Annotated in this window: 18 protein-coding genes; 10 read left to right on the top strand and 8 right to left on the bottom strand. The window is 68.7% G+C overall.

Features of this window, described 5'->3' with window-relative positions:
- The first annotated feature begins 50 nt into the window (after positions 1-50).
- Positions 51-497 (top strand): DUF6098 family protein, encoded by a 447-nt coding sequence (locus tag ACSMFO_RS05680; RefSeq protein ID WP_436457255.1) that lies wholly within the window; start codon positions 51-53, stop codon positions 495-497.
- A 108-nt stretch (positions 498-605) separates the two neighbouring features.
- Here the strand turns inward: ACSMFO_RS05680 and ACSMFO_RS05675 are convergent, their stop codons facing one another.
- On the bottom strand, positions 606-1694 hold the full coding sequence (locus tag ACSMFO_RS05675; RefSeq protein WP_436457253.1) for a carboxylate-amine ligase: 1089 nt from the start codon (positions 1692-1694) through the stop codon (positions 606-608).
- 71 nt (positions 1695-1765) lie between these two features.
- Here ACSMFO_RS05675 and ACSMFO_RS05670 point away from each other — a divergent pair, with 71 nt between their 5' ends.
- On the top strand, positions 1766-2125 hold the full coding sequence (locus tag ACSMFO_RS05670; protein ID WP_436457251.1) for a hypothetical protein: 360 nt from the start codon (positions 1766-1768) through the stop codon (positions 2123-2125).
- Positions 2126-2135: 10 nt separating this feature from the next.
- On the opposite strand, the gene ACSMFO_RS05665 is transcribed toward ACSMFO_RS05670, so the two are convergent.
- Entirely contained in the window at positions 2136-3074 is a 939-nt protein-coding gene (locus ACSMFO_RS05665; RefSeq protein ID WP_436457249.1) for a universal stress protein, read from the bottom strand.
- A 96-nt stretch (positions 3075-3170) separates the two neighbouring features.
- On the opposite strand from ACSMFO_RS05665, the gene ACSMFO_RS05660 reads away from it, so the two are divergent.
- Positions 3171-3569, top strand: a complete 399-nt coding sequence (locus ACSMFO_RS05660) for an STAS domain-containing protein (protein WP_436457247.1) — start codon at positions 3171-3173, stop codon at positions 3567-3569.
- 4 nt (positions 3570-3573) lie between these two features.
- Here ACSMFO_RS05660 and ACSMFO_RS05655 read toward each other — a convergent pair whose 3' ends face one another.
- From ACSMFO_RS05655 to ACSMFO_RS05640, 4 genes are all read right to left on the bottom strand, one after another.
- Positions 3574-4824 carry a PucR family transcriptional regulator gene (locus ACSMFO_RS05655; RefSeq protein ID WP_436457246.1) on the bottom strand — a complete coding sequence of 417 codons (1251 nt, stop codon included), beginning with the start codon at positions 4822-4824 and terminating at the stop codon, positions 3574-3576.
- A 22-nt stretch (positions 4825-4846) separates the two neighbouring features.
- A complete protein-coding gene (locus tag ACSMFO_RS05650) occupies positions 4847-5248 on the bottom strand; it encodes an STAS domain-containing protein (RefSeq protein ID WP_436457245.1) in 402 nt (133 codons plus the stop codon).
- Positions 5249-5410: 162 nt separating this feature from the next.
- Positions 5411-7588, bottom strand: coding sequence for an ATP-binding protein (locus ACSMFO_RS05645; protein ID WP_436457244.1), 2178 nt, complete (start codon positions 7586-7588; stop codon positions 5411-5413).
- 182 nt (positions 7589-7770) lie between these two features.
- Positions 7771-7929, bottom strand: coding sequence for a hypothetical protein (locus tag ACSMFO_RS05640; RefSeq protein ID WP_158073266.1), 159 nt, complete (start codon positions 7927-7929; stop codon positions 7771-7773).
- Positions 7930-8191: 262 nt separating this feature from the next.
- Between ACSMFO_RS05640 and ACSMFO_RS05635 the strand changes: the two genes are divergently transcribed.
- On the top strand, positions 8192-9160 hold the full coding sequence (locus ACSMFO_RS05635) for a hypothetical protein (protein ID WP_436457243.1): 969 nt from the start codon (positions 8192-8194) through the stop codon (positions 9158-9160).
- Here the strand turns inward: ACSMFO_RS05635 and ACSMFO_RS05630 are convergent.
- Positions 9127-11601 carry a hypothetical protein gene (locus ACSMFO_RS05630; RefSeq protein ID WP_436457242.1) on the bottom strand — a complete coding sequence of 825 codons (2475 nt, stop codon included), beginning with the start codon at positions 11599-11601 and terminating at the stop codon, positions 9127-9129. The genes ACSMFO_RS05635 and ACSMFO_RS05630 overlap by 34 nt on opposite strands.
- A gap of 222 nt (positions 11602-11823) precedes the next feature.
- Here ACSMFO_RS05630 and ACSMFO_RS05625 point away from each other — a divergent pair, with 222 nt between their 5' ends.
- Both ACSMFO_RS05625 and shbA read left to right on the top strand, forming a co-directional pair.
- The gene (locus ACSMFO_RS05625) at positions 11824-12258 is read left to right on the top strand and encodes a hypothetical protein (protein WP_400564273.1); all 435 of its coding nucleotides are present in this window, start codon (positions 11824-11826) and stop codon (positions 12256-12258) included.
- 4 nt (positions 12259-12262) lie between these two features.
- On the top strand, positions 12263-12916 hold the full coding sequence (gene shbA / locus ACSMFO_RS05620; protein WP_436457241.1) for an RNA polymerase sigma factor ShbA: 654 nt from the start codon (positions 12263-12265) through the stop codon (positions 12914-12916).
- Between the two features lie 510 nt (positions 12917-13426).
- On the opposite strand, the gene ACSMFO_RS05615 is transcribed toward shbA, so the two are convergent.
- Entirely contained in the window at positions 13427-14362 is a 936-nt protein-coding gene (locus tag ACSMFO_RS05615; protein WP_436457240.1) for an SEFIR domain-containing protein, read from the bottom strand.
- A gap of 213 nt (positions 14363-14575) precedes the next feature.
- Here ACSMFO_RS05615 and ACSMFO_RS05610 point away from each other — a divergent pair, with 213 nt between their 5' ends.
- The 4 genes from ACSMFO_RS05610 to ACSMFO_RS05595 are packed head-to-tail and all read left to right on the top strand — an operon-like array spanning position 14576 to position 20532.
- Positions 14576-15169: a TIR domain-containing protein gene (locus ACSMFO_RS05610; protein WP_436457239.1), complete on the top strand. Its 594-nt coding sequence runs from the start codon at positions 14576-14578 to the stop codon at positions 15167-15169.
- A gap of 3 nt (positions 15170-15172) precedes the next feature.
- A complete protein-coding gene (locus tag ACSMFO_RS05605) occupies positions 15173-16807 on the top strand; it encodes a CATRA system-associated protein (protein WP_436457238.1) in 1635 nt (544 codons plus the stop codon).
- A gap of 21 nt (positions 16808-16828) precedes the next feature.
- Complete coding sequence (locus tag ACSMFO_RS05600) at positions 16829-17455, top strand: hypothetical protein (RefSeq protein WP_436457237.1); 627 nt, start codon at positions 16829-16831, stop codon at positions 17453-17455.
- Positions 17455-20532: an ATP-binding protein gene (locus tag ACSMFO_RS05595; RefSeq protein ID WP_436457236.1), complete on the top strand. Its 3078-nt coding sequence runs from the start codon at positions 17455-17457 to the stop codon at positions 20530-20532. Before ACSMFO_RS05600 ends, ACSMFO_RS05595 begins: the two co-directional genes overlap by 1 nt.
- Positions 20533-20538 lie beyond the last annotated feature (6 nt).

Here is a 20538-nt window from a genome sequence, read left to right as displayed (position 1 = left end):
GGGACGCCGGCGCGCCGGTCACCGTGTCCATTTTCCGGCTGGAGTGCTCGATGGAACGGTTGGAGTCACTGGGGGATCTCGCCGTGCTGGTCAGGAGGCGGGAAGGACTGTACGTGCGGTGGGCGCCGACTCCCGAGCATCGCCCCGGCATGAGCCGGGACGAACTCACCGGTGTGGAACTGCCGGGGCTTTCGGTGAACCCCCTCGATCCCGAACCCTGGTGGCGGGATCAGCCGCTCGAACTCTGGCTGGCCCGGCGGCTCTACGACTACTGCCACCTCAGCCACGAACGCCGTCGTGACACCAAGCCGTGGGTGCTGGCGGGCCGGATCGTGGGATCGGGTCCGGACAACGAGCCGCTGCTGACCGACCCCGAACCGGTCGGCAGGATCTCCACCGCGGTGCTCGGGGAGGCCCGGGATCTGTTGCGGGACCGGGCGCGACACGACGCGGACTGGGGTCCGTTGCGCCGCCCGCCGGAACTCGGCCGGGCTTGAAGCCGTAAGACGCGTGCTTGGGGCCGTAACTCGCGTGATTGGAGCCGTAAGTCACGAGATACGGCTCCAATCACGCGAGTTACGCTTTCGAGCACGGGAGTTACGGCTTCAATCACGGGCGGGCCGGACGGCGAGCAGGTCCACGACGTCGTCCGCCACACCACGCTTCTCGAACCGCGCCCGTTGCCGATCGGCCCCGCCGCCCTCGGCGGCCAGCCGCGCACACCCGTCGCGGACGAAGTCGAGATCACCGGTTTCGGCCAACGCTCCCGACGCGAACGTGACGACGTCGTCGAGCACGTCGCTCGCCGGGGCGAGATCGCCGGTCCGGAAATGCGGGCAGCGCCCGGAGAGTCCTTCCCGCGACGCCCGCCAGATCTGCGCGCGCAGAACCTCGTTGGACAACTTCGACGGCCGTTCCTCCGAGGCGAGGATCGTGCCGACCAGGCCGCGGATCAGCACCCCGTAGAGGACCGCTTCGCCGACGGTGGCCGCGACGTCGCCGAGCCGGAACTCCACCGTCGGCTGTTTCTCGGAAAGCCTTACGTCCCAATAGACCATCGCGCGATCGAGGATGGCGCCCGCCCGGAGCCAGGCATCGACGATGCTCTCGTAGTGGTCCAGCGAGCCGAACCGCGGCGGCGCGCCCGCCGAGGGCCAGCGGTTCCATTGCTGGTAACGCCAGCTGGCGTACCCCGTGTCGTATCCGTCGCAGATCGCGGAATTGGCGGTCACGGTCAGCAGCGCGGGCAGGAACGGCCGCACGCGGTCGATCACCCGGATCCCGGTTTCCCGGTCCGGGACGGCGATGTGCACGTGACAGCCGCAGGTGTGCGACGTCCGCGCGGTCGCCCCGAAATGTTCGGACATCCGCTCGTAACGCGGATTCGGGGTGATGGCGGGCAAAGCCGTTTCCGTGAGCGGTGCGCTGCCACTGGGCAGCAGGCGGCGGCCCCGCCGTGCGGCGGCTTCGGCCAGGTTGGTCCGCAGGATCGTCAGCTGCCGCTCGGCCTCGTCGCGGGTCGTGCAGATACCGGTGGCCGATTCGGCCTGGGAGCGGGTGAGCTCCTGCTGGAGTTCACCCTCGTCTTCGTCCGCGGCGTCCACGACGGCGCCGCCCACCGGGGAAAGATGACCGGTCCGGTCCACCACGAAGAATTCTTCCTCCACCCCGAAGGTGAGTACGTCGCTGTTCACAACCGCTGATACCCCTGGCCTGCTCGGCACAAACGTGTTTTCGCAGGTCGCGGACGGGGTATTTCAGGGCAATGAGTCCGAAGTCGCAGGAGCCTCCGTATCTGCTGGCCGCACAGGCCGGATCAGTCGTGCGCCACCTGCACAGCAGCCTGCGGGCGGGTGAATCCGCTTCGCCCGCCGACCTGTGCCGGACCATCGGGGCGTTGCAGCAGCTCGCCGACGACCTCATCCAGGTCCTGCCCGGTCTGCAGGGCCAGCTCGAAGAATGCCTGCTGGCCGGCAAGGTCGGCGCGGGCGACACGGCGGCCGAGGCCTGGGACAAGGTCGCCGACGTCGGTTACGCGCTCGCCCAGGCCCGCACGGGCGGCCTCCTGCTGGCCGCGGAACTCCGCGTTTCGCGACGCACGCTCGGAGAACTCGCTTCTTCGTGAGACGCCGGGCTCAGCCGACCGGCTGGGCCCGGACCACCGCGACCGGGCAATGCGCGTGGTGCAGCGCGTCGTCGCTGACCGAACCCAGCAGGAGACGCCGGAGATCGCCGTGATCGCTCCGGCCGAGCACCAGCAGCGCGGCCTCACTCGATTGCACGGTCAACGCCTGCGCGGCGGGCCCCACCCCGTGCACCATCTCCACGGCGACGTCCGGATAGCGCTCCCGCCACGGCTTGAGCTGCCGCGCGACGAGTTCGTCGGCCACCTCCTGGGGGATACCGGGCGCCGGATCCAGCACCGGCCCGCCGAGCAGCGGCTCGCTCGCGGGACCCCAGAGCGGCATCCGCGCGACGTGCACCGCGTGCACGGTGAGCCCGTGCCGGGCGGCGAAATCGAAGGCGAACCCGGCCGCCTGCGAGCTCTGCTCCGAACCGTCGGTACCGAGGATCACCGGCCCGCCGGGCGGTGGCTCGTCCCCGCGCACGACCACGACGGGACGGCCGGCGGTCCTGGTCACGCCGGATTCCGTCGAGCCGAGGACGGCCCTGGTGAACAACCCCGCGTGGGATTCGCCGAGCACGATCATCGCCGCGTCCGTCTCGTCGGCGACCGAGGTCAGGACCTGCTCCGGAACGCCTCCGCGCACGACCGTGCGGACATCGAGGTCCGCGTCGGAGCGTTTCAGCGCTTCGGCCATCGAGGCGAGCTGCCGCCGGGCGGGTTCCACTTCCGCGGCTTCGTCGGCGGCCTGGGGGACCGCTTCGTTCAGCGGTGTCGCGACAGGGTCCGATCCGGGCGGGGGAAGCCGATCGTGGGTGCAGTACGCGAGGACCAGGCCGAGGCCGCGGGTCTTCGCCTCGGCGACCGCCCAGCGGACGGCGCGGCGGGCCTCGGGCGAGCCGTCGAAACCGGTCACCACCGGCCCGCGGCCGTTGTGTTCAGCGGACATGGGACATCACCTCCGACGTGCTGGTGATACCCGCTTTCCGGGGGCTTCAAGCGGACGGCCGGTTTCGCCGCACCGTATGCCTGGGTACTTCCACACATGACTTCCCTGTCGACGCCCCGCGCGCTTGACAAGAAGCGCGCCTTCACCGTGTCCTCCGAGCCGCGGGCACTCGAAGAATCGCGGGGACGTCTCCGTCTGCACGTGAGCAGGCCGATCAAGGGGACCACCGTCGTCAAGATGAACGGCGAGGTCGACCTCGGGACCGCGCCGCGCCTGTGGGAGATGCTCGACCAGCGGCTCCACGGCAGCGGAACCACGGTGATCGTCAACCTGTCCGAGCTCGAGTTCTTCGGGGTGACGGGCATCCGGACGCTCGAACGCGCGCAGCTGCTCGCAGACGAAACAGGGACGGATCTGCTCGTCTTCGCGGGCGAGTGCCGCTCCGCCTGCCGCTTGCTCGGCCTGTGCGAGAGCGGGACCCTCCACGTGCTGTGACGCGTCACAAGGGCTTGCGCCGGGTGGCGGCGCGAGCCGAAAGGGCCGCGTTCAACAGGGCGATGTGTTCGAGCCGGGTGGGGTCCAACCCGGTGAGGTCGGCGATCCGGCGCAGCCGGTAGTCGACCGTGTTGGGGTGGACGTGCAGGGCCGCGGCCGTCTGACGGCGCCCGCCTCGGTTGAGGAAGGTCTCCAGCGTCTGCAGGAGTTCCTCGTTGCCGTCCAGCGGCATCAGGCGGGTGGCCAGCCGGTCGAGTGCCGGGCCCGGACGCGAAAGCTGGTATTCGAGCAGGACGTCGTCGAGCCGGTACAGCCCGGGCGGCCGCCCGGTTCCGGTGGCGACCGCGAGCACGTCCTGCGCGAGCTTCGCCGCGGCGGGCACACCGGACGGCTCGGTCGCGGCGGTCCCGGCGATGACCTCGGCGCCCGCCGTCCTGGCGACGTCGGCGAGGACGCGTTCCAGCCGCGCCCAGTCCCGTGTGGACAGTTCGTCGGCCGCGGTTTCGTGCGGTAGCAAGGCGAGCCCGCCGTCCGGCGTGAGCGAAGTCAGGACGGTGCCCCGGATCTGGCGCTCCAGCTCGACCCGCAGCCGCCGGAGCTTCCGCCGCCCGGCGACCAGCGGGTCGACCCCGTCGACCTCCTCGTCCGGATGCGCTCCGACCGACGCCGCGAGGACGATGTAGCACGGCGGCAGCCGCAGGCCCGCCTGCCCCGCCGCGACTTCCGCGGGTTCGCCGTCGAGCAGCGCGGAGAGCACCGTGTGCCGCGCCGACCGTTCGTCGTCGAACATCGTGCGGCGTTCGTCGAGATATCCGGCGCCGACCGCGGGCGTGACCACCTCCAGGTAACGCAGGGTCAGCGCGTTGACGGCCAGGACGTCGTCGATCTCATCCGGGCGCGCGTCCTGCATCAGCGACGCGCAGACCGCCTGGACGCCGATGTGGTATGCGGTGAGCACGATGTCGATCGGGAGGCCCTCTTCCGCGCGCCTCGCCGCCGATTCGCGGAGGAAGTCGAGCTCTCGCCGCGTCGGCGTGGCCACGGTGCGCAGAGTGTCGATGAAGGACCGCAGGTTCTGCTCGATCACATGCGTGATGTCGCCGCTGAGCTCCTCGGCGGGCAGCAGGCCGTACTCCGGGATCCGGAGGACGATCTCGGAGAGCACCGTCTTCGCGAGCGAAGGCAGGACTTCGGTCAGCCGTCCCGCCACTGGACGTCCGCCGATACGGAAGCCTGGATCCTTGTCACCCGTCACAACCGTCCATCATGACAGCTGGTCAGTGCGTGAGCATGTCCCGTGCCGAATCGAGCGTCGGATGCACGGTGAGGACCGCGTCGAGGCCGAGCAGCGACATCGGGCGAAGCAGGGCCCGCTCCTGGGTGACCAGGATGAACGGAACACCGGCTTCTTCGGCGTTCGCGCGGGTCTGCACGAAGACGGTGAAGCCGGACGAATCACAGAAAGTGACCGCGGACAGATCGGCGATCAGTACCGACGGCTTGAACCGGAGCTCCTCGTCCAACGCCTTGCGCAGGTCGTCGGAGACGCCGAGATCGATTTCGCCGGCGACGGTGACCACCGTGTCGGTGGCGGAAGCCGTGATCGAGATGTCGAGGGAAGAGACGAATCTCCGTGTCGGACGGGGGAGTTCGGAAGCGGGAGCGCGGTAGTCGGTCAAGTTGACTCCTTGCCGGTACGGTGGCCCGGCTGCTGCCCATGGGCAGGCCGGACCCGGAAAAGGGACCCGGCGGCTGGTGTCTGAACCGCGACAGACCCACCGTAGCAGCCTCGCGGCCCGTTACGCCGGTTGAGCGATGCCGGACACCTCCGACCTCGGCCGTCACACCATCCGTACGCGGGCTTCGCCGACCATCACCTGATCGAGGCCCGGGTGGATCTCGTCGGCTCGATCCCACAGTTCGGCCGCCAGTTCGGCGGAGCCTTCAGCGGCCGCGACATTGCCGAGCCCGGTGTAGGCGCGCGCGGTTTCGTACCGGCTCCCGCAGGCCTCCGCCCGGTTCGCGGCGGCACGATAGGCCGAGGCGGCCAGGTCGTGGCGCTCCGCGTGGTACCAGGCCCAGCCCTGGCAATTGAGCGCCATGGCGGCGTCGAGATCCAGCCCCAGTTCGTCGAAGACGGCCAGCGTCCGGCCGGCGATCGCGGCGGCGTCTTCGGATCGCCCCAGCGCGGTCAGCACCAGCGCGATCCCGCGGTCGGTGATCGCGGCGTTGCGGCGATTGCCGTCACGGACGTAGAACGCGTGCGCTTGCCGGAGATCCCGCAAGGCGTCGTCGTGGTTGCCCCGATAGTGCTCCGCCCAGCCGTTGTGCGCGAGGGTGGTGGTCTCGCCGTGCCCGTCACCGATCCGCCGGAACAGTGCGAGCGCTTCGCCGTAGTACGCCGAAGCTTCGTCCAGGTCGCCGCGATCGACGTGCGCGACCCCGAGGTTGGCGGTGGTGGTGGCCAGCGCCCACGTGTCGCCGAGCGCTTCGGCGGACGAGCGCGCCCACCGGTGCGTCTCCAGCCACGGGTCCCAGAGTTTGGCCACGAAGAAGAAGTCGCGCAGGAAGAAGGCGAGCTGCCAGCATCGTTCGTGTTCGCCGCGTTCGCCCGCCGTCCGGCACAGGGCCACCAGGCCGGGCCATTCGGCGCGGAACCAGGACATCGCCATCTCGCTGTCGTCCAGTCTGGCCGGTTCCGGGACGCCGGGGTCGAAGGCGATCTCCGGGAAGTAGCGGTGCGGGGTGATTTCCCGGTCGGCCAGCGCGGCGGTCCGCACCGCGAAATCGGTGAGCCTGCTGAAGGCCTTCATGCCGTCCTCCGCGTCGGTGAGCACGAATTCGGTGGCGAACGCGCGCAACAGGTCGTGGAATCCGTATCGGTCGGAGTCCGGTTGGGTGAGCAGATGGGCTTCGTGCAAACGGTCCAGCAGCCGATCGGCCTCCCGGAACGGAAGCGCGCTCAACGCGCTCGCGGTATGGACGTCGACGTCGGTTCCGGGATGGACGGTGAGCAGCCCGAAGAGTCTCGCCTCGGCGGTGCTCAACTGCTGGACGGACAGCCGGAACGCGGCGGCGAGCGAACGTTCGCCGTCGTCCAGTTCGCCGAGGCGGGCCGATTCGTCCGCCAGCCGCCGGTCGAGTTCCGCGACGTCCCACGCGGCATGTGCGCGAAGCCGCGCCGCGGCGATCCGGATCGCGAGGGGGAGCCGGGCGCAGCGCCGGACCACCCGGGTGACGGCGGGTCCGGCGGGAACGCCGGTGATCGCGGTGAAGAGGTCGACCGCCGCGTCGAGCGGGAGCATGTCCAAGGAGACGTGCGTGGCGTCGTCGAGCGCGCTCAGCCTGGACCTCGATGTGATCAGCACACGGCACTTCGGTTCGGCGGGAAGTAACGGACGCACCTGCGCCGCGCTCACCGCGTTGTCGAGTACGAGAAGCAGGCTGCGGCCGCGAAGCCGCGATCGGTACAGCGCCGCGCGATCGGCGGGCTCGGCCGGGATGCCGTCCGCAGGGACACCGAGCACGCGAAGCAGCCTGTCGTGCACCGCGGCGGGTTCACCGGCTTCGTCGCGCAGGTCGACGAACAGGCAGCCGTCGGCGAATCCGGATTCCAGCCGGTGCGCGCATCGCACCGCGAGTTCCGTCTTGCCGACACCGCCCATGCCGGACACGACGCAGACACCTCCGTCGGCTTCGAGCGCCGCGCGGACCGCCCGCAGTTCGGCCGCCCGGCCGGTGAAGGACGAGGTCGCCGGTGGCAGGCCGGACGGTCTGACGTCCGGCCGCGTCCGGCGCCGCACGGGTTCGCCGGGCAGCAGCGGTTTCAACTCTCCTTCCGCGCCGAGTTCCGTTTCGCACAACTCCGCCAGTGCTGGATTCGGCGCGGAAATCCCGGTCTCGACTTTACTGAGGTAACCCTTGCTGTAGTGAGTGCGGGCGGCGAGTTCGGTGAGCGAAAGGCCCGCCGCTTTACGGCGGCGACGCAACTCCGCTCCGAACGTTGCTCTCTCGTTCATCGGCACCCATCCTCGTCGGAGGATCAGTATGGCCGTGTGGACGATGTTCCGGCAGTGGCTTCCGTCCGGCGGCCGGATCCGCGGATCCGGCCGCCGGACGCGGGTGTGTTTCATACCGTGTCCTCAGCCGAACACGATGCCGAGCAGGGCCAGGATCAGGCCGATGGCGTGGGTCTGCATGGTCAGTCCACCTCCTTTCCGTGTGTGGCGACCACGGGAGAGACCGGGTTCGCGGGCGCGGTCCCCGCCGCGCTGCCGAGCGCCACCCCGATGAGGAGCGCGACCACCCACAGCCAGAAAGCGATCCGTAAGAGCAGCGAAAGCGAGCACTTGACGGTCATTCCGACTCCTTCGGTGAGCGCATGAGGGCAGCACTCGGCAACGCGGGAAAACCGCTGGTCGAGGTGTTATCGCCGCGAATTGGGGCGGCTCACCAAGAATGCGTCGCCGGTCCGGGGGCGACAAGGAGTTTCCTGTTTCCCGTATGAGCGGGAAACGAAAACCCAAAATAACGATCGGCGATACACGGCCGCCACCGGCTGGACACGGGCCGCCGGGCTGGCGACTATTGACGACCGTGCTTGAACCACTAGGGGAGGACTGGTGACCGTCAGCGCTGCGGATCTGGCCGGCGAATTGAAGTTGCTTCGGAGGGGCCGGGGAATCGCGGCCCCTCAGCTGGCCGAACGGGCGGGACCCGCGTTACGCGGGGTCTGCGGCATGGCCGAAGGCGAGGGGAACGCGGCGATCCGGAAGACACTCGGTGAATGCCTGTCCGGATGGGCGCGTTCGCTGCCCGAGGACCTGTGCACCGCAGTGCTGGCCGCGCTCGGGCTGCATCCGGAGGCGGCGCACCCCTTCTATCAGGATCGGGTGCGCTGGCTGGCCAGGCATCTGCAGCGCGACGACCGGACCGCCCGCCGCCGGATCGACGACGGCATCCATCAGCTCGCCGAGGTCGCCGTCGCGTCCACAAGCGAATCCGACGAGACCGAAGCGGCTCAGCCCAGCCGGAGATGGCACACGGAGGAACTGCGCGTCGCGGTGGCGCTCGACCAGCCGGTGCCGGAGGTCCTCGAATCCCGCCGGATCGTCGCCGATGCCGACGACATCGCCGAACTGGACCTGGCCCTCACCCTGACCGACTCGGTCTACCGGGGCGAGGCCATCGGCAGTGAAGATCTCCGCGTGGACGTGTTCCACGGTGGACGGCTGACCGGACGGGTGATGGAGTCCACCGATCGCGTCGGGCTGGCGTTGCGGTTGCCCAGCCCGCTCAAGCGGCTGAGCAAACACGAGATCGCCTTGCGGTTCCGGGCGGAATTCAGGCATCCGCATTTCGTCTGCGTCCCGCGGCATCCGGTCGATCTGTTCGATCTGCACGTCCGGTTCGCCCTGCCGATCCCGGTGGAAGTCGTCCTGCTGGAACGGGTCTTCCAGGACGACGCGAGCGACGAGGCGGCGCGCGGGTTCTCCCTGACGCCGGACGCGTCGGGCGAGGTTCATGTCCAGTTTCGGCATCTGACACCGGGTTTCGCCTACGGAGTGCGCTGGCGGCCGTCGGAGAACTGACTCGCTGTGCCCCGCAGCACCCGTTTCGCCGCGATCGCCTTCTCGGACAGTTCGGTCGCGGGGCCGAGCGTCGCGACGATGTCGTCGGCGGCGCCGTCGACCAGTTCGGTGGCCCGCCGGTACTGGTCGCGTCCGCTGAAGGCCAGTGCGAGGCCGAGGTCGAGCCGGCTTTCGAGGGTTTCCGGATGAGTCGCGCCCAGCAAGCGGATCTGTGGCTGGAGGATCTCCTCGAGGAGTTCGGCCTGGCGGCCGAAGTCGCGCGACTGTCCGTGCGCCAGGGCCATGCCGTGCCTGATCCGGTACCGCAAGCGGTTCTCGCCGCCGAAGACGCGGAGGACGGTCCGCTCGGTCGCGCTCAGCGCCTGCAGAGCCTGTTCCGGCCGCCCCCGCAGCAGGAGCGCGCGGCCGGCCAGGGCCGCGGCGGTCAAGGCCGCCGGGCTCTCCGTGCCGTGGCGCCGTCCATATCGGCTTTCGAGCTCGCGCAGGGCGGCGACGGACCGGTCCGGGTGAAGGTCTTGGAGGTCGAGGGTGACCGTCGCCTCGGCCCACAGCAATTCGGCGTCGGTGCACCGGAAATGCCGCACTCTGCCGGTGGCGTGGAACGCCGCGATCACCTCCGCCGCGACTTCGCGTGCCCGCCGCGGCCGGTCGTCGAGCAGCAGGGCGCGGGAGTATTCCAGCAATGCCGACGGCAGGAGGTCGCCGGATGGCGAGTCGTGAAGCTCCGGCAGGACCGTGTCGAGCGAGGCGATGGCCTCCCTGGCCCGGCCCCGGAGACGCAGTGCCTGTGCGCTCGCCACGACCGCGGACAGCCGGGCTTCACCCCGCCAGGGAAGCTCGTGCCAGAAAGCCCGTTCGCCGGCGCCGTAGTCGCCCTGACAGTCGAATGCCTGCGCGGCGACCAGTTTGGCCGCGTATCGCTCCTCGTCGTCGGCCGCGGACAGCAGCGCGTGCCGGGCGTGTCGCACGGCTTCCGGATACAGCCCGCAGGCGATCTCCACCCGTGCGGCCGTCACGAAGTCCGTGCTCGTGGCGCCTTCGGTGGACAGGATCACGGCGTGGACCTCACCGGCGGCGAAGAAATCCCGGTGCCGTTCGTGAGCGGCCGCGACCGGACGCAGCAGCCGGATCCGGAGCGCCGCGGACGTGCGCTCGGCCAGGGCGCGGGCATGCTGCAGGAGGAAGTCCCGGTACTCGGCGCGTTCGTCGGAAAGCAGTCGTAGCAAGGACTTCGCCGAGGAAGCGGGCAGGTCGCCGGGATCGAGCCCCGCCCTGGCCACCTCGGCGACGAGGGGTTGCAGCCGCAATCCGCCGTCCACAAGCGAGGCGAGACCTTGTTCTTCCAGTTCGCCGACGGCTTCCACGGAACCGTCTCCGAGCACGTCACGGGCGATGCCGAGTGGAAAGGGGACCGGCGCCAGCAGTCCGCCGAGGCGGATGATCCCGGCGGCGACCGGACCGCAACCGGCGAGCAGACCGCGGATCGCCGGCGGTGCCGTGTCCGGACAGGACGCGAGCGGTTCGCCCTGGCGTCGCACCGCCAAAGCGTTGGCGCGCAGTGTGATCGGATGTCCGCCACAGTGGTCGACGAGACGGAGCACCGCTTCCTGCTCGGTGTCGTCGGCCGGTGCGCGGTAGTCGCTGAACAGCCTGAGCCCTTCGGCCGGTGACAACCCGGCGAGGTCCAGCGTGGCGACGTCCCACGGAGAATTCCCCACCCGGCTCACGAGCACTGTGGACACCGTGGAGGTAGGGAGGAGCAGCCGTTCGAGGACGTCCGGAGGGAGCCCCGGCGGCACGTCGTCGATGAGGACGAGAACGCGGCGCCCGTCGGCGCCGATCCGTTCGGCGACGTGGTCGCGCAGCCGGTCGAAGCCGATGCCGGACAGATCGGCGCCCAGCCGGTCGCCGGCCGCGCGGGCCAGCGCGAGGTGGAACTGGGACAGGACCTCTTCCGGCGCGTGTTGCCCGAACGGGCCCAGCCGCAGGACACCGCCGTCGAAGGTGTCCTGGAAGAGGCGGGCGTACTGTTCGGTCAACACGGTTTTGCCGACACCCGGCAGGCCTCGCACCATCAGGACCGAGTGTGCGTGCAGGCCACGGTGGAGCGCCAGAAGCTCGCGATACCGCCCGACCGTCCGGGCCGGGCGTCCGCGGCGGGCGTCGGCCACCTTGCGCCGGACGAGCCAGACGAAGGCGGGCAGATCCCGCGGATCGACGGCCTGTTCGCCGTCCGCCCCCGGATCGACCACCAGGGCCCGGTCGGCACGGGAGCACAGGACCAGCACGAGACGGGAGTTCGCGAGCGCGTCGGCGAACTCGTCGACGGCGGTGTCCCGGAGAACACGGAGCCCCGCGTCGCGAAGAGCCGCTTCCGGCCCGTCCACCGGAGCCGCGCCGTCCGGAGTGAAACACAACAAGACATCGAAACGATCCGTCATCCGTGCTCTCTCCCCGTGATCGTGGCGATTCGACAGCGCAGGGATCGATCCAGGGGCCGGTTTCGCTACCGATGATCGAGCCTTGGCGAAAGCTGTCCTTGATCTGCCCGCTTTCCGGCGAACGGCAACGGACAAAATCAGGACAACAAACTCCGGCGCGCAACGCCGTCCGCGATTTCCTCGATTATCGGGCATTCGGACCGCGAACGCCCGGGAGAGAACATGGGAATCGCCCTTGACACCACGACCGAGGGAAACGGCACGTCCGGTGTGCTGATCCTCGTCGTGATCGCCGTCGTGTACCTGGGCTACATCGCCTTCAAGAGACACGGATTCCGGCCACGGCGCGTGGAAACCACCCTGACCGGGCAGCAGTTGCGGCAGGTCTTCAAGAAGAAGATCGCGAGGAAGGGCTGGTCCGTCGCGGACGACGGCAACCCGATGATCGCCCGGTCCGCGGAATCCGACGGAATCCGGCAAGGGATCTCGCTCAAGATCTCCGAGGCGGACGGACGCACCGTCGGGGAACTGGCCGCGATCCTCCACAAGAAGAAGGTCTTCGGCGACACGGCGAAGGCGTACAGCCTGCGGTGGCGGATGAACGCCTTCATCGCGCAGGTGCGGCGGCTCGATTCCACCGCGAAAGTGATGGGCTGAGCCGATGCCGACCATCGACACCCACCCGATCGACGGCGAAGTCCGGGGTTACCGCACCCTGGACACCCTCCCGCGCCCATCGGGCCGGCTGACCAAAGAGATGCTCGATCCGCTCGTCATGGCGGCGAAGGCCGGTGACGAGGATGCCGTCGACAGGCTGCTCGCCGTCGTCAAGCCGATGCTGGTGCGCTATTGCCGCGCGCGGATGGGCGGGCGCGATCTCTCCTACCTGTCGGCCGACGACGTCGCGCAAGAGGTGTGCCTCGCGGTCTTCAAAATGCTGCCGGTGTACGAGGATCGCGGCGGCTCGTTCCTCTATCTCGTGCGGGCGATCGCGGCCAACAAGGTCGCCGACGCCTTCCGCGCGGTGTCCCGCGACCGGTCCGATCCCGTACCCGAACTGCCGGAGGCCGGGCCGATCCGCAACGAGCCGGAAAGTCACATGCTCGACGTCGACCTCGGCGCGCGGTTGGGCAGGCTCGTCGCCCGGCTGCCGAAACTGCAGCGGGAGGTGCTCACCTTGCGGATCGTCGTCGGGCTGAGCGCCACCGAGACCGCGGCCGCGCTCGGGCTGTCGCCGGGGAACGTCCGGGTGAAACAGCACCGGGGGCTGGTGAAGCTGCGGGAGCTGGTGCAGGAGGAGGCCGACTTCTCTTGAGGGGCAAGGGGGACGTGGGTGTCGCACCTGAATGTGGGTGGCTTTTGGCCGCCGGTCCGTGAAGGCCTCCTTCCCTACTCTGAAGGTAGGGAAGGAGGCCTTCACGGAAGACACGATCGCCACCCGCGGCTCTGCAACACCACCAGCCCCAGTAGTCACAGCGGATGCGCGTGAAGGCCCCCCGTCACTGCATCTAATGTGGCGAAGGGAGCCTTCGACCACGCCACGTTTGCCCTACCCCTCAACAGAACCGTCCTCGCCACCCATGGCCCCGCGCGAAGCGCCCAAACCGGACGCCACAACGAGAACTGCTGTCCCTTTTGGACAATTGACTCTTCGCCGGCTCCTCCTGGGCAAGTCTGACGCACTTCCTCAAGTACATGATGGCCCCCTTCCTTGCGCTAGACGCAAGGAAGGGGGCCATCATGTACTGGTGCGCAGCCGCTGTGGCTGGAGGTTGGGCGAACGTGGCGACCGGGCCTGCCACGCCGATCGGGAGCGACACCGGCCCTACTCCAGCACGGGATCGCCCCACGCCAGTTCCGGCAGCCACCTGCTTTCCGTCGTGCCCGGACGGTGGAACTCCAGCCGGAGCCTCAGCACACCGGTGACGCCGACATCGATCTTCGCCGGTTTTCCCAACGCCACCTTGACCTCCGGTGACGGCCGTCCGTCGAGGAGGACGCGGAAGTGTCCGACCTGGAAGGGTTCGGCGGCGTCGTCGAGGACGCCGGCCATCGCGGTGAATCTCCGGTAGGCCATGCCGAGGTCCACTTCGACGTAGGCGAGCCGCTCCGCCGCCCGCAAGACGATGCTGTCCGCGTAGTGCACGCCGTTGATCCGCGCGCCTTCGGTCCGGATGCCGTCGCTGCACGCCCGCCATTCCAGGCAGGTCGCGACCGAGGTCTTGCCGGGGCCCGCCGCGCTCACCGCGCCGCCACGCCACTGGCCGCGTTCGGGGCGCTGGTGCCGGGCCCTGCCGGTGATCGCGGCCAGAAGATCTTCCACACCCTCCTCGGTGAACACGTCGACCGGATATCTCGTGGTGGAGTGCGGGTTGAGGAAGTTCGGGATGTCGTCGACGGACTGCTGGGGGAACACGACCGGCAGGATCCGTTTGATCTCACCGCCGAGATCCCTGGTCAGGCGATCGCGGATCCGTGCCGCCTCGAACTGGGAGCCGCGTCCTTCGTCGAACGCCGCGTTTCCCTCGGCGCGGCGTTTGTAGTCGGGTGAGGCGATGACGACCACGAAATTCGCCGTGTCGAGGTGCTTCAACGCCCACAAAGACCAGTCGCGACGTTCGCCGTCGTCCCATTGATCAAGGTGCACTTCGAGACCGATCCGGCCGTGCAGGAAATCCGCGAAGTGGCGGACCCGTTCCTTGTGCTCCGGTGAATCATGTGCGTAAGTGACGAACACATGCGGTGGCTCGTTGTCGGCCATCGAAACTCCTGTCAGTGAAGGGTGCCGGGTGGTCGCATTCTCGGCGATCGGACGCGCGCGGGGCACCCATTGTCTCCCGCTTGTCATCTTTCTGTCTTTCGCGGACTCGTAGGCGGCTCCGTGTCCAGTTTTTGTCGTGTTTTTGTACCTTTTTGAGAGTGTCTTCGGCCCCTACGATCGGTGCTGTCAAACGGATCCGGGTGCGAAGGGGCGATGGCGCTCGTGTACGAGTACGACGTGTTCATCAGCTATCGCCGAGGCGGAGGCGACGCCCCGGACTGGGTGCGGAATCACTTCCACCCTCGGCTGCAGAGACTTCTGGACGACAATGTCGACTATGACGTCAAGATATTTCTCGAAGACAGTGTCGCCGTCGGCGGGAACTGGCCCCGGGAAGTCCGTGAGGCGTTGCAGCGTGCCCGGATCCTGATTCCGGTCTGCTCCCCGAAGTACTTTCGCGACGAGCGGTGCCTCGCCGAATGGCACACGATGGCGAAGCGGGAGGAAATCGTCGCGCGGGACGGCGTGACGAAGGCGGGCCGGTTGATCTATCCGGTGATCTTCAGCGACTCGGATTACTACCCCGCCTGGGCGCACGAACGCCGGATGCGCAGTTTCCGGGACTGGAACAAACCGCATCCGCAGTACCAGAAGACCCCCGAGTACATCGAGTTCGAAGACGAGCTGGGGCGGATGGTGGAGGAACTGGTGGAGATCATCGAGCAGGCACCGCCGTGGTCTCCGGAGTGGCCGATCGAAACACCGCCGCCCGATCCGCCGCGACCGTCGAAGCTGCCGAGGTTCTGACCCATGCCGGGAACCGTGGTCACCTTCTACTCCTACAAGGGCGGCGTCGGGCGGAGCTTCACCCTGGCCAACATCGCCGTTCTCTTGGCACGCTGGGGATATCGGGTGTTGTGTTTGGACTGGGACCTCGAAGCGCCAGGCCTGGACACCTACTTCCGGCCGATGATGAGCGCGCCCCCGTCAGGTGGCGTCGTGGACCTGATCGACGACTTCCGTGAGGGCAGGCTGGCTCCGGGCGCGCATACGACCCGGCTGACCGGGAAGGTGAAACTCGACGTCATCACCGCCGGCCGCGGGGACGACGCCTACGTCCGGCGAGTGCAGGATCTCGACTGGGAAGGCTTGTACGAACAGGGTTTCGGCGACTACCTCGAACAATGCCGTGAACAGTGGACGGCCGCCTACGACTACGTCCTCATCGACAGCCGCACGGGCATCTCCGACATCGGGGGTATCTGCACCGCCCATCTTCCGGACCGGCTCGTCGTCCTCTTCACGGCGAACGTGCAGAGCATGCGGGGCGCGGTCGACATCGCCGAACGCGCCAACGCCGCGCGCGACCGCATGCCTTATGACCGTCCACAGCTCACCGTCCTTCCGGTGCTGTCCAGATTCGACGCTCGTGAGGAGTACGCGCGCTCGGAGGAGTGGCGGCGCATCTGTCTCGAAGAGACCAAGGATCTGTTCCGCAGCTGGCTCGACCGCGAGGTCTCGCCGGACGTGATGTCGCGTCATCTGACGCTGCCGTACGTCTCCTTCTGGACCTTCGGCGAACAGCTCCCGGTGATGACGGAGATCAGCCCGACCGCCGACCAGATCAGTTTCGCGCTGGAAACGGTCGCGGCGGTCGTCGCGCACGACTTCGACCGGACGGATCTGCTCGCGGAGAACCGCGACGCCTACGTCGCCGCGGTCCGGGCGGAGAAGCGCACCTTCTCCCACGACGTCCGGGTCAGCACGACCAGGCCGACGATGTACCTCGCCGAAGAACTCATGAAGTACCTGGTGGAACTCGGTGTCCGGCCGGTGCTGTCGTTGTCCGGGGAACGGTCGCTGCTCGAAAAGACCGCGGACGACGCGAAACATCTGTGCCTGATCGTCGACCGCGAGGTGAGCCGCTGGCAGTCGGCCGAGGTCGAACTGTTCCTGCACCGGACCCTCGGGCAGGACCGCCGCGTCGTCCCGGTGCTCACCAAGGGAACCGAGCCGAACAGCCTGCCGGGGTACGTCGGCAATCTGCGGCATCTCCGGTTCGGCCCGTCGCGTGGACCGATGGAGATCGCCCAGAACCTCGTCGACCAGCTCAGAGGGACGACGGCACTCGTCGAACCGGGCGACCTCGACGTCGCCGGCGTGCTCCGGCAAACCGCGCACGCCCGGCTGCGGCCGCTCATGTGGGGCTTCGTGGACGAGATCGTCGCCGAGCTGCAGATCGCGATCGGCGCGGGGGACCGGGAACGGGTCCAGGACCTCGCCGAGGAGCTCATGTCGGCGACACGGGTCCGCGCGACCGACGCGGTACCGGGACATCGCGTGCTCGCCCCGCCGGAGACGCGGGAGGCGATCGAATGGGCCGTGCGCACCTCGGAGGCCAGGGTGACACGCCACGGATTCAGCGGATTTCTCGATCAGCGCTAATCACGTACGGAAGGATCACGGATGACGGATCGATTGGGACAGAAGCAGACCGCGGCGATGCTGGCGCTGATGGTGGTCGCCCGCGAGGTGTCGAACCCGGAGCTGCGCGAGATCGTCGGCTTCGCACTCGACGGCAAGGAACGCCGTCAGCTCAACGGCCTCGATCTGGTCGCCAGCGAACAACGCGGCCGTCCCTTCTACCACGAGCTGACCGAGCGCGGCTGGGCTTGGTGCGAGGAGGAACTGAGCCAGGAAGAGGCGCCGCCGCCCCGGGGCAGCCTGGGCAGTGCTCTGTACGTCGTGCTCGGTGGGCTCGGCAGACACCTCCGGCGCGAGAAGCTCCGGCTCGCCGACCTCTTCATGCCCGAGGTCGACCTGACGGTGGAGGAGATCGAGTCCCGGATCCGGATCGCCTACCGCAAACTGTCCCGTTCGCCGCGCGACTGGGTCTCGTTGGTGGAGCTGCGGCCGATGCTCGGCGAAGCGTCCACTGTGGACGTCGACGCGGTCTTGAAGGAGCTCAGCCGGTCGGGACAGGCGCATCTGGTGCCGGAATCGAATCGCAAGGCGCTCACCGCCGCCGATCACGAGGCGGCGATCCGCATCGGCGGTGAGGACAACCATCTGCTCTCGATCGAGGCGCCGTGATGGACGAGCTGAGCGCGCTCGCGGCCCTGCGGTTCGACTGGGCCGACACCCCCGATCACGTGTGGCGTGATTCGCCGTACCACGTCGACGGCTTGCACACCGGCGTGCTGAAGCAGGTCAGCTCGGGGATCAAGGAGGCCGTCGCCAGCGACGGCCCGAGCCCGATCGGACTGGTCCTCCAAGGAAAGAAGGGTGTGGGCAAGACCCACCTGCTCGGCCTCGTCCGGAAACAGGCCCACGACGCCCGCGGCTACTTCTTCCTCAACGACCTCACGGCGGGCGACGCGTTCTGGGAGAACACCGCCGAGGCGATGCGCCGGGGGCTTTCGCGGCTCGACGGCTCCGGCGTCCCTCAGCTCACCAGTTTCCTCCGCCGCGTCTGCCTTCGCGCGAGCATCGACGCGAACGTCACCAAGAAGATCCTGGACGGGCGTGGCCTGTCGAGGGCCGACGTCGACACGTTCGTCGACGGTCTGCGCGGCCTCGATCGGGACGTCGCCAGGGAATGCGCCGACACGGCACGGGCGCTGGTGCTCTACGCGAGCGAAGACCCGAGCAAGAACTACGTCGGGGACGACTACCTCGGCGTGTTCCCGGAGTCGAAATCCGGTGACCGTCGCAAATGGGGGATCCGGTCGGACCCGAAATCCGCGAAGACGCAGGTCAGGAACATCACGCGGCTGCTCGCACTCACCGGGCCGATCGTCATAGCCGTCGATCAGCTCGACACCCTGGTGGCCCGGTCCGCCGTCGGCCAGCGGCAAGTGCGGGACAGCGACGAACAGGACCTGCTCGTCGCCCAGATCGCGGACGGGCTGATGGGCCTGAGGGAGGTGACCAGAAGGACCATGACGGTCCTCGCGTGCCTCCCCGGCACCTGGGAGCTGCTCAAGGAGAAGGCCACCGACACCGTCCCGGATCGCTTCCGGGAAGCCTTGATCCTCGGCCGGGTCACCGATGCCGAAGTCGGCAGGGCCTTGGTCGAGAAACGCCTCGGAGTCGCGTACGAGACGATGAAGTTCGTTCCTCCCTGTCCCACGTGGCCGGTGGCCCCGTCGGCCTTCGACGGGGAATGGGAGGAGATGTCGCCGCGAGACGTCCTGAAACGGATCGGCGCGCATATCGACGCCTGCGTCCGGGCGGGCCGGGTGATCGAGCTGACCACGTTCGACGAAGGCGGTGTGCGCTCGGCTGGACCGCCGCGTCCGGCGATGGCCGCCGATCGGTTCGCGGAACTGGACAAGCGGTTCGAGGAACTTCGCTCGGAGGCCGACCCGTCGGCCTTGCTGGATCCGAAGGCCGAGGACAAGGTGATGCCCCGGCTGCTGTCGGCCGCGATCCGGGGATGGATCACCGAGGTCGGCAACGACAACATGGAATGGGTCCATGGCGCGAAGAGCGACCGGAACGAGCTGCACGCCTGGCTCACCCGAACGGTGGACGAAGCGTCGGACCTGGAGGAACACTGGGCGTTCCGGGCCATCGCGGCGTCGCATCACATCGCCGCGCTGCACCGGTTCCGCAAGGCGCGATCGGCGGCCGGGGTCCGGAAGGGCGCGGAGAACCGGCATCTGGTGCTGCTGCGCAACCCGGCGTGGTCGCCAGGGGTGAAGACCCAGGCGGAACTCAAGGAATTCTTCAAGCAGGGCGGTAAATCCCGGGGAATGTCCGATGCGGACATCCGCACGTTCTGGGCGCTGGACAAGATGTTCGCCGAGGGAAGCCGCGAACTGCACGAGTGGCTCGTCGACCGGCGGCCCGCCGGCCGGTCGGAACTCCTGTCGGAAGTCCTGCCGGAACCGTTGCCCCGGGCGGTGTCCACCGAGACGCCCCCGATGGCGGAAGGGGAGATCACCCTCGGCGCCGTGTCAGGCAGCGGGAAACCGGTCCGGATCGAACTGGCGGCCCTGCGCAAGCACGCCGCGGTGTTCGCGGGTTCGGGTTCCGGGAAAACGGTGCTGCTGCGACGGATCGTGGAGGAGTGCGCGCTGCAGGGCGTTTCCGCGATCGTGCTGGACCCGAACAACGACCTCGCCCGCCTCGGCGACGCCTGGCCGGAGCCGCCCGAGGCCTGGGGAGCGGACGACGCCGGGCTCGCCGAGCGCTATCTGGCCGAGACCGACGTCGTCGTGTGGACACCGGGGCGGGCCGGTGGCAGGCCGCTCGCGTTCCAGCCGTTGCCCGATTTCGCCGGTGTCCTCGACGACGAGGACGAGTTCAACGCGGCCGTCGAGGTCGCGGTGGCGACACTCGCACCTCAGGTGAAACTGACCGGCAGCACGGGAAAGGCCACCGTCGGGCTCGCGGTGCTGCGGCAGGCCGTCGTACACCACGCCCGGACCGGATCACGGAGCCTGCCCGCGCTCATCGAAGTGCTCGAAGACCTGCCCGACGGGGTGAGCACGTTGAACGACGGGCGAAAGCTGGCGGCCGAGCTGGCCGAACTGCTGAAGGCCTCCATGGTCAACGACCCCCTCCTGGCGGGTGGCGGCGAGCCCGTCGACCCGGCGCTCCTGCTCGCTCCCGGGGAAGGCAAGCGGGCACGGGTTTCGGTGATCAGCTTCATCGGGCTGCCTTCGGAGAAGCAGCGGCAGAACTTCGTCAATCAGCTCCAGATGGAACTCTTCGCCTGGGCCAAGCGGAATCCGGCCGGTGACCGGCCGCTCGGCGCCCTCTTCGTCATGGACGAGGCGCAGATGCTCGCCGCGTCGGGGACGCTCACGGCGAGCACCCGCAGCACCATCGTGCTCGCCTCGCAGGCGCGGAAATACGGCCTGGGACTGCTGTTCGCGACACAGGCACCGAAGGGCTTGCACAACCAGGTCGTCGGCAACGCGATGACGCAGTTCTTCGGCAGGCTCAACAGCCCGGCGCAGATCGCCGCCGCGAACGAACTGGCCAGGGCCAAGGGCAGCCCCGTCGACGACATCTCGCGGCTGGAACGCGCCCAGTTCTACGTGTCGGGGGAGGCCTTCGGCTTCCAGCGGGTGACCACCCCGCTGTGCCTCACCCACCATCCGGCCAGCCCGCTCAGCGTCGAGGAGGTGCTCGCCCGCGCCCGCGGCGAAGCCGAGTGAAACCAC

Origin of the sequence: Amycolatopsis sp. w19 (genome assembly GCF_051373225.1) — a bacterium.
Classification (GTDB): Bacteria; Actinomycetota; Actinomycetes; order Mycobacteriales; family Pseudonocardiaceae; genus Amycolatopsis; species Amycolatopsis japonica.
Note: the sequence above shows the minus strand (reverse complement) of the source record. Positions and strands in the feature narration are given on the sequence as shown.